This window comes from Flavobacterium restrictum (genome assembly GCF_007097245.1).
Taxonomy (GTDB): Bacteria; Bacteroidota; Bacteroidia; order Flavobacteriales; family Flavobacteriaceae; genus Flavobacterium; species Flavobacterium restrictum.
Genome location: NZ_VJZT01000012.1, coordinates 39776 through 53752, shown reverse-complemented (window position 1 = coordinate 53752; position 13977 = coordinate 39776). Strand labels below are relative to the sequence as shown.

General features: G+C 36.1%; 11 protein-coding genes and 1 tRNA gene. 7 read left to right on the top strand and 5 right to left on the bottom strand.

Annotated elements, in window-relative coordinates:
• Positions 1 to 32: 32 nt before the first annotated feature.
• Together nusA and rimP are read right to left on the bottom strand one after the other, a co-directional pair.
• On the bottom strand, positions 33 to 1286 hold the full coding sequence (nusA, locus tag FNW21_RS11710; protein ID WP_144256937.1) for a transcription termination factor NusA: 1254 nt from the start codon (positions 1284 to 1286) through the stop codon (positions 33 to 35).
• 13 nt (positions 1287 to 1299) lie between these two features.
• On the bottom strand, positions 1300 to 1764 hold the full coding sequence (rimP, locus tag FNW21_RS11705) for a ribosome assembly cofactor RimP (RefSeq protein WP_144256936.1): 465 nt from the start codon (positions 1762 to 1764) through the stop codon (positions 1300 to 1302).
• 171 nt (positions 1765 to 1935) lie between these two features.
• Here rimP and FNW21_RS11700 point away from each other — a divergent pair, with 171 nt between their 5' ends.
• The gene (locus FNW21_RS11700) at positions 1936 to 2760 is read left to right on the top strand and encodes a universal stress protein (RefSeq protein ID WP_144256935.1); all 825 of its coding nucleotides are present in this window, start codon (positions 1936 to 1938) and stop codon (positions 2758 to 2760) included.
• Positions 2761 to 2823: 63 nt separating this feature from the next.
• Here FNW21_RS11700 and FNW21_RS11695 read toward each other — a convergent pair.
• Positions 2824 to 2894: transfer RNA gene (locus FNW21_RS11695), tRNA-Gln, on the bottom strand.
• 241 nt (positions 2895 to 3135) lie between these two features.
• On the opposite strand from FNW21_RS11695, the gene FNW21_RS11690 reads away from it, so the two are divergent.
• On the top strand, positions 3136 to 6447 hold the full coding sequence (locus FNW21_RS11690) for a glycosyltransferase family 117 protein (RefSeq protein ID WP_144256934.1): 3312 nt from the start codon (positions 3136 to 3138) through the stop codon (positions 6445 to 6447).
• Positions 6448 to 6542: 95 nt separating this feature from the next.
• Positions 6543 to 7181 carry a polysaccharide deacetylase family protein gene (locus FNW21_RS11685; protein ID WP_144256933.1) on the top strand — a complete coding sequence of 213 codons (639 nt, stop codon included), beginning with the start codon at positions 6543 to 6545 and terminating at the stop codon, positions 7179 to 7181.
• Positions 7182 to 7183: 2 nt separating this feature from the next.
• On the opposite strand, the gene FNW21_RS11680 is transcribed toward FNW21_RS11685, so the two are convergent.
• Entirely contained in the window at positions 7184 to 10354 is a 3171-nt protein-coding gene (locus FNW21_RS11680) for a leucine--tRNA ligase (protein WP_144256932.1), read from the bottom strand.
• A 172-nt stretch (positions 10355 to 10526) separates the two neighbouring features.
• Between FNW21_RS11680 and FNW21_RS11675 the strand changes: the two genes are divergently transcribed.
• The 4 genes from FNW21_RS11675 to truB are packed head-to-tail and all read left to right on the top strand — an operon-like array spanning position 10527 to position 13261.
• Complete coding sequence (locus FNW21_RS11675) at positions 10527 to 11402, top strand: cell division protein FtsX (RefSeq protein ID WP_144256931.1); 876 nt, start codon at positions 10527 to 10529, stop codon at positions 11400 to 11402.
• Between the two features lie 58 nt (positions 11403 to 11460).
• On the top strand, positions 11461 to 11703 hold the full coding sequence (locus FNW21_RS11670; protein ID WP_144256930.1) for a DUF3098 domain-containing protein: 243 nt from the start codon (positions 11461 to 11463) through the stop codon (positions 11701 to 11703).
• Between the two features lie 59 nt (positions 11704 to 11762).
• Complete coding sequence (locus FNW21_RS11665; RefSeq protein WP_144256929.1) at positions 11763 to 12569, top strand: undecaprenyl-diphosphate phosphatase; 807 nt, start codon at positions 11763 to 11765, stop codon at positions 12567 to 12569.
• Positions 12569 to 13261 (top strand): tRNA pseudouridine(55) synthase TruB, encoded by a 693-nt coding sequence (gene truB, locus FNW21_RS11660; RefSeq protein WP_144256928.1) that lies wholly within the window; start codon positions 12569 to 12571, stop codon positions 13259 to 13261. Before FNW21_RS11665 ends, truB begins: the two co-directional genes overlap by 1 nt.
• A 7-nt stretch (positions 13262 to 13268) precedes the next feature.
• Here truB and FNW21_RS11655 read toward each other — a convergent pair whose 3' ends face one another.
• Entirely contained in the window at positions 13269 to 13874 is a 606-nt protein-coding gene (locus tag FNW21_RS11655; protein ID WP_144256927.1) for a thioredoxin family protein, read from the bottom strand.
• Between the last annotated feature and the right edge of the window lie 103 nt (positions 13875 to 13977).

Sequence of the window (13977 nt, the reverse complement as noted above, 5' to 3'; positions counted from 1 at the left end):
TACCTTTTTTGTTGTGTTGCTAGAAGATTTGATTAACTATCAAATTCTTCTTTCAATATTCTAATTACATCTAGAATTGTTTCCTCTTCTAGGTCTGTTCTTCTTACCAAATCATCGACGTCTTGTTTCAAGATGCTTTTGGCAGTATCCAAACCAATTTTTGCAAATTCTTCGATAACCCAGTCTTCAATTTCATCCGAAAACTCTGTTAATTCAACATCGTCATCATCAGCAGTAGCTCCAGCAATATCGCCTTCGCGAATAACATCTAATTCATATCCTGTCAATAATCCTGCTAATTTTATATTGTGACCACCACGACCAATTGCTTTAGAAACTTCTTCTAATTTCAAGAAAACTTCGGCTCTTTTGGTTTCTTCATTAATTTTGATTGAAGATACTTTGGCAGGACTTAAGGCTCTAGTGATGAACAATTGAATGTTGCTGGTGTAATTGATAACGTCAATATTTTCGTTCCCTAATTCTCGAACAATTCCGTGAATACGAGATCCTTTCATACCTACACAAGCTCCTACTGGATCAATTCTATCGTCATAAGAATCTACGGCTACTTTTGCTTTTTCGCCTGGGATTCGAACTACGTTTTTAACCATAATCAAACCGTCAAAAACCTCTGGGATTTCTTGTTCAAATAATTTTTCTAAAAACTTCTCCGAAGTTCTAGACATAATAATTTGAGGTTTGTTTCCTTTTAATTCAACGCTTTCTATAATTCCACGTACATTATCGCCTTTACGAAAAAAGTCAGATGGAATTTGTTTTTCCTTTGGCAACACGATTTCATTCCCTTCGTCATCCACAAGAATAACTACTCTTGGGCGTACGTGATGCACTTCGGCAGTATAAATATCACCAATAATATCTTTAAATTGCTTGTAAAGATTGGTGTTATCGTGTTCGTGTATTTTTGAAATCAAGTTTTGGCGCAAGGCCAAAATAGCTCTTCTACCTAAATCAATTAATTTTACTTCTTCTGAAACCTCTTCGCCAATTTCAAAATCGGCTTCTATTTTTCTAGCTTCGGTCAATGTGATTTCTTCATTTTCAAAATCCAAGTCCTCGTCCGCAACGATTACTCTTCGTCTCCAAATCTCCATATCTCCTTTGTCAGGATTTATAATGATGTCAAAATTATCATCTGAACCGTATTTCTTTTTCAATGCATTTCTAAATACATCTTCTAAAATTGCCATAAGCGTTACACGATCAATAAGTTTATCGTCTTTAAACTCTGAAAATGAATCGATTAATGCTAAATTTTCCATGCGAACTCTTTAATTAAAATGTTACTGTAACAATTGCTTCTTTTATTTCTGAATAGGGAATTTCCTGTGTTTTTTGCACCGTTTCTTTTCCTTTTCCTATTTTTTTGGGTTCTCTAGCCATCCAAGACAAAATTATAAAATCATCGGTAGCTTCTATTATTTCGGCTTCGATATTTTGAGTTGTTGTCTTAACAATTAACGTTCTGCCAACGTTTTTTTTATATTGGCGAATCATTTTTAAAGGCGAACCCACTCCAACTGACGCTACTTCTAGAGAATAATCTTGCTCTTCTCTGTCCAAATTGGCATCAATTGCACGACTTACATCAATGCAATCTTGCAAAGCAACCCCATTGTCGCCATCTAAATTCACGATTACCTTAAAGGAATCTGTTATGATTAAGTCAATTAAAAAAATTGATGGCTTATCCAAAAGACATTCTTCTAATACCGTATTTACCTTTTCTTTAAATGTCATATTTTTATAAAAAGAGGGGACATTAGTCCCCTCATTACTTAAGTTTTAATAAATAACGGTGCAAATATAGTGTTTTTTTATAAATCAAAATATTTGATTGCTGTAAAAATATTTCTTATCTTTAAAGTAGATTTAAAATAAAGGATTTTCTCATGAAATAACCCCTAAATTATGAAACGAATTTTAGTCCCAACCGATTTTTCTGCCTATGCCGAAGACGCATTAAAAGTGGCAGCCCAAATTGCAAAAAACAATAATGCCGAAATTGCTTTGCTTCACATGCTGGAATTGCCAGGGCAAATGAGTGACGCTACAACCGGCGGTGCCAGTATTCCCGAAGTGATGTTGTTTATGAGAAAGGCACATGAAACTTTTGAAAAAATCAAAAGCAGCCCTTATTTAGACGGAATTGTAATTAGAGAAGTGGTTCAATTTGAGAAGGCTTTTTCGGGAATATTGAATTATACTAAAAAAAACGAAGTAGATTTAATTGTAATGGGTTCGCATGGTGTAGCAGGCATGGAAGAGATATTTATAGGGTCTAATACTGAAAAAGTAGTTCGGCTGTCTACTATTCCAGTGCTGGTTATTAAAAAAGACCACGGCGATTTCATTACTTCCGACTTTGTTTTTGCTTCCGATTTTTCTAAAGAGTCCAAAAAACCGTTCCGAAAAATGATTGAATTTGCTGCGTTATTTAACGCAAGGATAAATTTAGTGATGATTTGTACGCCAAATAGTTTTAAAACTACATCTGTGGCGACTAAAATCATGAATGATTTTATAGCTGAATTTGATATTTCAAACTATACTTTGCAAACCTATAACGATTCGAACATCGAAAAAGGAATTATCAATTTTACCAATAGTATCAATGCTGATTTGATTGGGATTTGCAGTCATGGACGCACAGGATTAGCTCATTTTTTTAACGGAAGTATCACCGAAGATCTTGTGAATCATACCGTAAAACCAGTAATTACATTTAAAATATAAGTTCTTTAAAACCTTAAAAAAAAGCATAAAAAAACCTCTCAAAATTTTGAGAGGTTTTTTTTGTTGGTCTACAAGGACTCGAACCTTGAAAGACTGCACCAAAAACAGTTGTGTTACCATTACACCATAGACCAATTTCGTTGCTGTTAAGCGAGTGCAAATTTATAACAAATTTTAAGTTGTACAAATTTTTGAACGCTTTTTATTCAAAAAAAAATATTTTAAATCGAAAACTGTTGTGTTGAAAATTAGAAATAACTTGCTTTCAGAAAGTTACCCTCTAGAAATACTTTTTTAGAAAAAATTGTTAATGATTGTATCGTTACACAAAAAAACATTTTCTTTGTAACTCAAAAATAAAACAATTTTTACTACATGAATAAGGCAACATTCAATTTCAATAAGTGGAATACAATTTTAGGTTGGTTGGCATTTGGGATCGCATTACTAACCTATACTCTCACCGTTGAACCTTCTATGAGTTTTTGGGATTGTGGCGAGTATATTGCTACGGCAGCAAAACTAGAGGTTGGTCACCCACCTGGAGCTCCTTTGTTTCAAATGATAGGCGCTTTTTTTGCAATGTTTGCCATAGATGATAAACATATTGCTTTGATGGTAAATATGATGTCTGTTTTTTCGAGTGCTTTTGCCATATTGTTTATGTATTGGTCTAGTTCCATGATTTTGAAAAAAATCATTGTCCGCATTACAAATTCAAATCCAGAAGCTATAGCTACCGAGGAATTGACACAAAGTAATGCCATTGTGATACTTGGGAGTTCGATGGTGGGCGCCTTGGCCTACACGTTCTCGGATAGTTTTTGGTTCAATGCCGTTGAAGCCGAGGTATATGCTATGGCCTCCCTGTTTATTGCCTTACTTTTTTGGCTTGGATTGCGCTGGGAGCAGGATATGGATACGCCAAGAGGTAATAAATGGTTGCTTATTATTTCGTTAGTTATTGGACTTTCGTTTGGGGTGCATTTTATGGCTTTATTGACGATTCCAGCTATTGGTTTCTTATACTTTTTTAAGCATTATAAAGTAGTCACCCTCAAGAATTTTATAATTGCTAATGTCGTAGTGGTTTCTATATTGCTTTTTATATTCAAATTGTTGCTTCCGTTAACGATGGCTTTCTTTGGTAAAACCGAAGTTTTTATGGTCAACGATTTAGGAATGCCTTTTGATTCAGGAACTATTGCAGTAGCATTATTGCTAATTGCTTTTTTCTATTTTGGATTAAAATTCACGCATGACAAAGGACTTGTGCAGTACAATACATTGATTTTGTGTGTTTTGTTTATTTTGATAGGATTCTCTACTTGGATGATGTTGCCTATTCGTGCCAATGCGAATGTTGTTATCAATGAGAACAAACCATCGGATGCTAGAGAGGTTCTTGCGTATTATAACAGGGAACAATACGGATCAAATCCATTGTTTTATGGCCCGCAATACACCGAGACTTTTGGAGGTTTGGACAAAAACAATCCCTATTTAGACAAAGCACCCAACTACGAAAGAGATTACAAAACCGGTAAATATGTCATTGTAAATAACTACATCAAAGCGGAACAAAACAGCGACGACAATCAAAAAACGATTTTGCCAAGATTGTGGAGCACGGAGCATGTAGAAAACTATATGAATTTTACCAATCCGCCTGCATTCAAAATAAATCCTGATTATGCTTACGAAGATGATTTGCCTAAATATGGTGTGGATCCAAGTCAATTGACCGAAGAAGAACTCAATAAAGCGACAGCACAATTGCGCAATGAAATAGAAAAAACAGTAGCCGAATTCAGAACTGCTTATGCTCAAAAACAAATTGACAACGAAGGTTATGTGAAGTTTTTAAAGAGTTATGGCGATTTTTTAATCATCGAAAAACCAACTACAGTTGATAATTTAAGTTTTATGTTCGAATACCAATTTGGGTATATGTATTGGAGGTATTTGATGTGGAATTTTGTAGGACGACAAAGTGATGTTCAAGGAAAATACGACAATCTCGACGGAAATTGGATTAGCGGTATCAAATTTATGGATCAACTGCACTTGGGTTCGCAAGACAATTTGCCTTCGGATGTTCTGAATAACAAAGGACGAAATGTATATTTTTTTCTGCCATTTTTGCTGGGGCTCATAGGATTAATGTATCATGCCAATAAGGATTTAAAAAGTTTTTATGTGCTTTTAGCCTTGTTTTTATTTACAGGAATTGCGCTTAAAATTTACTTGAACGAACGCCCTTTTGAACCACGAGAAAGAGACTATGCCTTGGTAGGCTCCTTTTATGTATTTGCTATTTGGATTGGATTTGGAGTCTATGCTTTGTACGAAAGTGCCCAAAAATACTTGGCTCCAAAAATCGCTGGTCCAGTATTAATTGCCGCTAGTTTACTTGCCGCTCCGGTGCTTATGGCTTCTCAAAACTGGGATGATCACGATCGCTCTAATCGCTACACCGCAGTAGCATTGGCAAAAGCCTACTTGAATTCCTGCGATCCTAATGCCATATTATTTACCATTGGTGACAACGATACCTTTCCACTTTGGTACGCCCAAGAAATTGAAAAAGTAAGAACCGATGTAAAAATTGTGAACACGAGCCTCTTCATGACCGATTGGTATATTGACCAAATGAAAACCAAAACCTACGATGCTGAACCTTTGCCTATTTCCTTTAATCACGAGGATTATGTGGGCGATAAATTGGATTATGTAGCTTATATTCAAAAAGTCGAAAGCCGCTGGGATCTGAAAGATTTGATTCGGTTTATTAAAAATCCAAAATCGACCGTTGAATTGCAAAACGGACAAACGATTCATTTTTTCCCAACCAATAAAATTAGAATTCCGGTTGATAAAAATGAAATCATCAAAAACAAAGTTGTGGCTTCAAAATACAATGATTCTATCGTTCCTTATATTGATATCGACATCAAAGGAAGCGCTTTGTACAAAAATAGGTTGATGATGCTTGATATTATTGCCAATAACAACTGGAAAAGACCCATTTATTTTAGCACCGGTGCCTATGATGCCGAAGATTTTCTATGGATGAAGGATTACCTTCAACTTGTAGGAATGGCTTATAAATTAGTGCCCCTAAAAACAACGTTTCCTAAAGACGGCAGCCCGCTTGATATGGGAATGATTGATTCTGACAAAATGTACGCCAATATCATGAAAATGGACTGGGGCAACAGCGAAAGCCTTACCATTTACCACGATCCCGAAACGAGAAAAAACAGTATCAATTACCGTTCGTACTTGTCTCGATTAATGAATCAATTAATTCTGGAAGGAAAATTGGACAAAGCAAAACAAATTATTGATTTGGCTATGGACAAAATGCCGTTGGAGAAATTTGGATATTACTCCCTTTTAGAACCTTTTGCCAAAGGGTATTATGATGTGGGCGAAACTGGAAAAGCACACGATCTTTTGAATAAATTAATTCAAAAATACCAAGAAAATCTTAACTATTACAGCAAATTAGCCCCATCTGAACAAACTGATATCGCAATTGATATTATAACCGATATTGAGCGTTATCGCAGTTTATTGACCGTGATGAAAGAAAGTAAAGATGTAGCGTTTTACAACAAAAACAAAATCCAGTTCAATACCTATGTTAATATTTTTGAACGATTTGGTCGTGAAAAAGAATAAAAAACAGAACAAGGCCTATTTGTAAATGAATGTAGCACTATGAAAATAGTGCTACATTTTTTTTATCTTTATTCCCGAAAAAAAACAGGAAGAATATGCGGTGGTATTGGACAAAAACAAATCGGGTTATAAAAAAGCTATTCCGCAGCTATATTTGGCATATTCCCAATAGCGAAAACACCATTTACCTTACTTTTGATGATGGTCCAACTCCTGAAGTTACGTCTTGGGTTTTAAGTGAATTAAAAAAAAATGCCATAAAAGCGACGTTTTTTTGTATTGGAAAAAACATCGAAGAACAACCCGATATTTTCATTCAAACCATTCTGGCAGGACACGCTATAGGAAATCACACACAAAATCATTTGAATGGCTGGCAATCTACCATTACGGAATATCTCGAAAATGCCAAATTATGTCATGCTGCAATTAACGAGCAAACACGGGATAGTTGCACTTTATTTCGTCCGCCTTACGGCAAAATAAAAAATAGCCAAGCCCGACAAATGCTTAAACTAGGTTATAAAATCATTATGTGGGACGTGTTGAGTGCCGATTTTGACACCACCATAACTCCCGAAACTTGTTTGAACAACGTGCTAGACAATGTAAAATCCGGGAGTATTATTGTGTTTCACGACAGCGTAAAAGCGGCAGTGAATATGAAATATGCCTTGCCCAAAATAATTGAAGCTTTGCAGCAAAGAGGCTTTCGATTTGAAGCGCTATCCTAAATTTACCCCACCAAATTAATAATTTTAGCAGGAACGATAATCACTTTGTTTGGTATTTTTCCGTCCAATTGTTTGATGGTTCTTTCATCATTCATAACGATTTCCTCGATTTGTTCCTTGGTTAAATCCAAAGGCAAAACCATCGTGAAACGCATTTTTCCGTTGAAGGAAACTGGATATTCTTTCTCTGATTCTACCAAATGCTTGGCTTCAAAAACAGGAAATGGCTGCTCGGAAATTCCTTTATATCCTTTTGGAAGTACTTTCTCCCCTCCTTCGGAGGGGTTGGGGGAGGATAATTGACACCACAATTCCTCGGCAATATGTGGTGCATAAGGCGAAATCAAAATCGCTAATGGTTCTAAAATCCCACGGGAATGACAATTCTGCGTTGACAATTCATTCACGCAAATCATAAACTGCGAAACCGAAGTGTTGAACGAGAAACCTTCAATATCTTCTGCTACTTTTTTGATGGTTTTGTGCAATGATTTTAAGTTGTCTTTCGTTGGCTCGTCGTTGTTTACGATTAAACCGCTATTCTCATCGAAGTAAAGCCTCCATAATTTTTTAAGGAATCCAAAAACGCCTGAAATTCCTGCAGTGTTCCAAGGTTTCGCTTGTTCCAATGGTCCTAAAAACATTTCATACAAACGCAACGTATCGGCTCCGTATTCGTTACAAATATCATCTGGAGTTACTACATTGTATTTGGATTTCGACATTTTTTCGACAACTCTTTCAGAAATCAATTTATTATTATCTAATAAGAATTTTGCATTCTCCCATCCTGACCATTTTTTCAGAACATTTAAATCACTAATTTCATCCGAAAGATTAACATTCCCAACATCAACACTCAAAGGAAATGCTTTAATTTCCAAAAGTTTTTTTCTTTTATTAATTACGTCACTTATTATTTCTTCAGAAAAACCAAAATTATCATATATGTATATGATTAATTCATCCTTATTTGGTATTTTAGTAAATAATTTATTAAACCCACCGCCTCCGAATTCTTTTAAATTTTTCAATCCTAAAGTCTTCGCTAAGATTTCTTTAGAAACAAATAATTCTTTCACAATTGAATCAACCTCAGTTCCATCAAAAATTATTTTTTCTTCACCGTTTTCATTAGTTAAAATTTCAAAATATCCAAGTATAGACACTTCAATTCTATAAACTATAGCAGAAAGCCCCAAAATCATTCCCTGATTAATCAGCTTTTTGAAGGGTTCTTCGGTTGGTGCAAAACCTTTGTCTTTTAGAAATTTGTTCCAAAAACGGGAATACAATAAGTGACCTGTAGCGTGTTCGCTTCCGCCAATGTATAAATCCACGCTTTCCCAATAGTTCAATGCGTCTTTGCTGGCAAATTCACTTTCATTGTGTGCATCCATATAACGCATCCAATACCAAGAACTTCCCGCCCAACCTGGCATTGTGTTCAATTCTAATGGAAAAATAGTTTTGTTGTCGACCAAATTTGTTTCAACAACTTTATTATTTACGCTGTCCCAAGCCCAAATTGTTGCGTTTCCTAATGGAGGCAATCCGTCTTCGGTTGGCAAATATTTCTCTACTTCTGGCAACACGATTGGCAAATATTTCGCATCAATCATTTGCGGCAAGCCATTCACATAATATACCGGAAACGGTTCGCCCCAATAGCGTTGACGGGAGAAAACTGCATCACGCAAACGGTAATTGATTTTCCCTTTTCCTTGGTTTATTTCTTCTAATGCAGCTATGACTTTTTTGGTGGCTTCTTTGTATCCTAATCCATTCAAGAAATCAGAATCTACCAATTGAAAACCTTCTTTCGCACCAAAAGCACTTTCGGAAATGTCTTTATCAAAAATATTCTTGATTTCGGGCATTCCGTTTTGTCCTTTGAAGAAACTGGCGAAAGCATAATCTCTTTCGTCTCCGCAAGGAACCGCCATAACAGCGCCAGTTCCATAACCTGCGAGAACATAATCCCCAATCCAAACCGGAATTGGTGCTGCCGTAAACGGATGCTCGGCATACGCTCCCGTGAAAACGCCTGAAATGGTTTTTACATCCGCCATACGCTCTCTTTCGGAACGTTTTGCTGTTTTTTCGATATAGGCATCAACAGCCGATTTTTGTTCTGGAGTCGTGATTTGTGCCACCAATTCGTGTTCAGGTGCTAGAGTCATAAACGTAACTCCAAAAATCGTATCTGGTCTTGTAGTAAATACTTCGATAGCTCTTGGCTCTTGGCTCTTGGCTCTTGGCTTCAAATTAAAAGAAACCATCGCTCCAACCGATTTCCCAATCCAATTCCGCTGACTTTCTTTAATACTTTCGCTCCAGTCAATGTCATTCAAACCTTGCAATAAACGCTCTGCATAAGCAGAAATCCGCATACTCCATTGCGTCATTTTCTTGCGAATCACAGGAAAACCACCCCGTTCCGAAACGCCATTTACGATTTCGTCATTCGCCAAAACCGTTCCCAATCCGGGACACCAGTTGACTTCGGTTTCAGCTAAATAAGTCAAACGGTATTGCAATAATATTTTTTGTTGGTCTTCTGACGAAAGTGCATTCCATTGGCTTGACGAAAAAGTAACAATATTGTCGTCGCAAACGGCATTTACATTCGCATTTCCTTCTGTTTCAAAAATGGAAACCAAAGTCGAAATATCCTCGGCTTTGTCCGTGCTTTTATTGTACCACGAATTGAATAATTGAATGAAAATCCACTGCGTATGTTTGTAATAATCCGGATTTGAAGTACGTACTTCACGACTCCAATCGAATGAAAATCCTATTTTGTCGAGTTGTTTTCTATAACCTGCAATTTGGTTTCCTTCCTTGTCCAAACCTCCGTCAATATTTACGGATGTTGTATCTTCCGGACGTTGGCCCGTTTGAATCGCATATTGTTCGGCGGGCAATCCAAAACTATCGTAACCCATTGGGTGCAAAACATTGAATCCACGATGTCTTTTGTATCTCGAATACACATCCGAAGCGATGTAACCCAACGGATGCCCCACGTGTAATCCCGCTCCTGATGGATACGGAAACATATCCAAAACATAATATTTTGGTTTATCAGAATTATTTTGTGCTGCAAAAGTTTTATTGGTTTTCCAATATTCTTGCCATTTATCTTCTATTTCGTTCGGATTGTATTTCATGGAATGTGTATTTTAAACCCTTCAGTCTCGGTAAATCGGGATGCTTCTAAAAAGGATTCTGTAAAATTGAGTGGCAAATTTACATTTATTGCACGAAAATTAAAACTTTGAACGTTATTAACTTTAAATAAAGAAATTCTTTGTTATTTTTACCCCATAATTTAAGTAAACTATGAGCTCTAATTTTGATAAATTTCAAAAACGCAGGTTAATTTCCTCTTATTTTTCGGTAGTATTGAGTGTATTCTTGGTATTGTTCCTCTTGGGGATTTTGGGTCTATTTATTATTAATTCCAAAAAATTAGCCGATGATTTTAAAGAGAAAATCGCCATGACGGTTTTCTTCAAAAATGAAGCAAATGATACCATTATCAAAGCTTTTGATACCGAAATGAGAACCGTAAAATTCGCAAAATCTTTCGTTTATGTTTCCAAAGAAAAAGCAGCCAAGGAACATACGGATATTATTGGCGAAGATTTTTTGACTTTTTTAGGCGAAAATCCACTTCAAAACTCTTTTGATATTCACTTAAAAGCCGATTATGTAGAAAGAGACAGCATTGCAAAAATAGAAACCCGCTTGCGCAAAAATGCCATGGTTTCAGATATTGTTTACGACAAACAGCTTGTAAATCTTGTCAACGATAACATCAAAAAAGTTAGTATGTGGATTCTAATCATCAGCGGATTTCTGACCGTAATTGCGGTTTTGTTAATCAATAGTTCGTTGCGTTTGTCCATACATTCCAATAGATTTATTATTAAAACCATGCAAATGGTTGGAGCTACAAAATCCTTTATCCGCAAACCATTTGTAACAAGAAGCATTAAGCTGGGCATGATTGGCGCTGGTTTAGCCATTCTAGCACTTATTGGTGTGTTGATTTATCTTGAAACTAGCTTCCCAGATTTGGGTATTATGGAGGACAAATTGCTAATTGGTTTAGTGCTACTGGGTGTTTTTGGACTTGGTGTTTTAATCACGTGGTTGAGCACTTATTTTGCCACGCAACGCTTTTTAAATTTAAGAACAGACGATCTTTATTAATTTTAGATTGATGATTTTAGCCCTTCGACTGCGCTTAGGGTGATATAAAAAAATGAAAATGAAAAACGAAGAACACAAACAAGAATTCCTTTTTGAAAAAATAAATTACAAAATTCTTTTAATCGGAATTGCGGTAATCGTAATTGGATTTATACTTATGTCTGGTGGCGGAAGCGATGATCCTAAAGTATTTAGCGATGCTATTTTCAATTTCAGACGCATTAGATTGGCTCCAACAACCGTTTTAATTGGTTTTGGGATTACCATTTATGCAATTCTGAAAAATCCTAAAAAACAGTAAACAGTATTTAGTATTCGTTTAGCAGAATCTAAAATCTACACTCAAAAATCTACAATCTAATGAATACACTACAAGCTATTATTCTGGCAATAATTGAAGGCATAACCGAGTTTTTGCCTGTTTCCTCAACGGGTCACATGATTATTGCATCGTCTTTTTTCGGGATTGCGCACGACGATTTTACGAAGCTTTTTACCATTGTGATTCAGTTAGGAGCGATACTTTCGGTGGTGGTTTTGTATTTCAAACGCTTTTTTCAGTCGTTTGATTTTTATTTTAAATTGTTGGTCGCTTTTATTCCTGCCGTTGTTTTTGGATTGCTTTTTAGCAAAAAAATCGATGCTTTATTAGAAAGTCCCGTGACGGTAGCTGTGTCGCTATTAGTTGGAGGTATCATTTTGTTAAAAGTAGACGATTGGTTTAGCCCATCACAAACGGTACCAACTACGGAACTGAAAGAAAATATCACTTATATTCAAGCATTCAAAATTGGATTGTTTCAATGTCTGGCTATGGTGCCTGGCGTTTCTAGAAGTGGTGCCAGTATTGTGGGCGGGATGTCACAAGGATTGTCACGTACCTCCGCAGCCGAATTTTCGTTTTTTCTAGCCGTTCCAACGATGCTTGGCGCAACAGCTAAAAAATGTTACGATTATTATAAAGATGGATTTGTACTTTCTCACGACCAAATTAACTATTTGATTATTGGTAATGTCGTCGCTTTTGTGGTGGCATTATTAGCCATCAAAACATTCATCGGGTTTTTGACAAAAAATGGTTTCAAAATGTTTGGGTATTACCGCATTATTACAGGAATTGTTTTATTGGTGATTCATTTTTTCATTCATCCTTTGACCATCATTTAATGACTGCTGAAGACTATTTAAACGGGCAAATCCTTTTGATTGACAAACCCTTGCATTTCACTTCTTTTCAAGCTGTAAATAAATTGAAGTACGCCCTGATCAACAAAGTGAGACTTCCTAAAAAATTCAAAATTGGTCACGCTGGCACATTAGATCCATTAGCAAGTGGTTTACTTTTGGTTTGTACTGGAAAATTTACCAAACGAATTACCGAGTTGCAAGGTCAAGCCAAAGAATATACAGGAACATTCTACATTGGAGCCACAACACCTTCCTATGATTTAGAAACCGAAATTGACCAAACCTTTCCAATTTCGCATATTGACGAAGCTTTTATTCACGAAACGGTGACCCAATTTCTAGGCGAAATTGACCAGAAACCACCCATTTATTCGGCTATCAAAAAAGATGGTGTTCGTCTTTACGAACACGCTCGTGCAGGAGAAACTATTGAAATTGCCTCCAGAAAAACTACCATACACGAATTTGAAATCACCAGAATTGCGCTTCCCGAAGTCGATTTTAGAGTGGTTTGCAGCAAGGGAACGTACATTCGCTCGCTGGCTTTCGATTTTGGTGTCGCCTTGCAATCAGGTTCTCATTTAACGGTTTTGCGACGCACCAAAATTGGCGATTATAATGTTGCGAATGCGGTTGATGTAACTGATTTTGAGGCAACTTTGGGTACTTAAAAGTGATTTACCGTTCTACATTCATCATCAATTCGAGAATTTCATTTTGAATAGCAATTCCTTTGTCGTGAAAATACCACATCTGTAATTCTTCTTTGATTTTTTGGTCAATGACTCCGTTTCTCAACGTATAATCCAGCATCAATTGAATAGCGGCTTTGGGTCTAGGTCCCCAATCCCCAATTACACTCCCAGTAGCTTTGTCAATTAATACTAACTTTGGGATTGCCTTTGCACCATTGGTCAAAAAACCATTCATCAAGGATTCATTTTCGTCACGTAAAACGATTCTAAAATCGATTGCATTTGTTTCTAACGCCATTTTGTTAAGAACGGGTAGTATTTGTGCAGCATCACCGCACCAGCCTTCGGAAAGGACTAGCCAAATGTATTCTTTTTTTATTTTTTTTAATGCCAAAGAAACAGTTTCTAACAGTGAAATGGTTTTGTCTAAACGATTCATTCGGGTATTGTTTAGCGAAGAATAGTGGGTTAATTCCGCTGATTGGTCGTTTCCTGTTGTTTTGTTTTCGGTGAGCAAATCAGCAATTAATTTTCGATATTCGGGATAGGTATGGCTGTCAAAAAGTGCTTTGGCCACAATTGCTTTCATAATTAAGGTTGTTTTGATCCAAAAGTACTCCTTTTGGAAAAGAAAGTGAGTGATAAATATCACGTTGAATTTTGAAAAATGTTCTTTTATTTTATGAATCATT

Excerpts from the sequence above, each read along its gene's own strand:
- nusA (WP_144256937.1), bottom strand. The coding sequence starts at position 1,286 with ATGGAAAATTTAGCATTAATCGATTCATTTTCAGAGTTTAAAGACGAT.
- FNW21_RS11690 (WP_144256934.1), top strand. The coding sequence starts at position 3,136 with ATGAATAAGGCAACATTCAATTTCAATAAGTGGAATACAATTTTAGGT.
- truB (WP_144256928.1), top strand. The coding sequence starts at position 12,569 with ATGACTGCTGAAGACTATTTAAACGGGCAAATCCTTTTGATTGACAAA.
- FNW21_RS11700 (WP_144256935.1), top strand. The coding sequence starts at position 1,936 with ATGAAACGAATTTTAGTCCCAACCGATTTTTCTGCCTATGCCGAAGAC.
- FNW21_RS11675 (WP_144256931.1), top strand. The coding sequence starts at position 10,527 with ATGAGCTCTAATTTTGATAAATTTCAAAAACGCAGGTTAATTTCCTCT.
- FNW21_RS11665 (WP_144256929.1), top strand. The coding sequence starts at position 11,763 with ATGAATACACTACAAGCTATTATTCTGGCAATAATTGAAGGCATAACC.
- rimP (WP_144256936.1), bottom strand. The coding sequence starts at position 1,764 with ATGACATTTAAAGAAAAGGTAAATACGGTATTAGAAGAATGTCTTTTG.
- FNW21_RS11655 (WP_144256927.1), bottom strand. The coding sequence starts at position 13,874 with ATGAAAGCAATTGTGGCCAAAGCACTTTTTGACAGCCATACCTATCCC.
- FNW21_RS11685 (WP_144256933.1), top strand. The coding sequence starts at position 6,543 with ATGCGGTGGTATTGGACAAAAACAAATCGGGTTATAAAAAAGCTATTC.
- FNW21_RS11680 (WP_144256932.1), bottom strand. The coding sequence starts at position 10,354 with ATGAAATACAATCCGAACGAAATAGAAGATAAATGGCAAGAATATTGG.
- FNW21_RS11670 (WP_144256930.1), top strand. The coding sequence starts at position 11,461 with ATGAAAAACGAAGAACACAAACAAGAATTCCTTTTTGAAAAAATAAAT.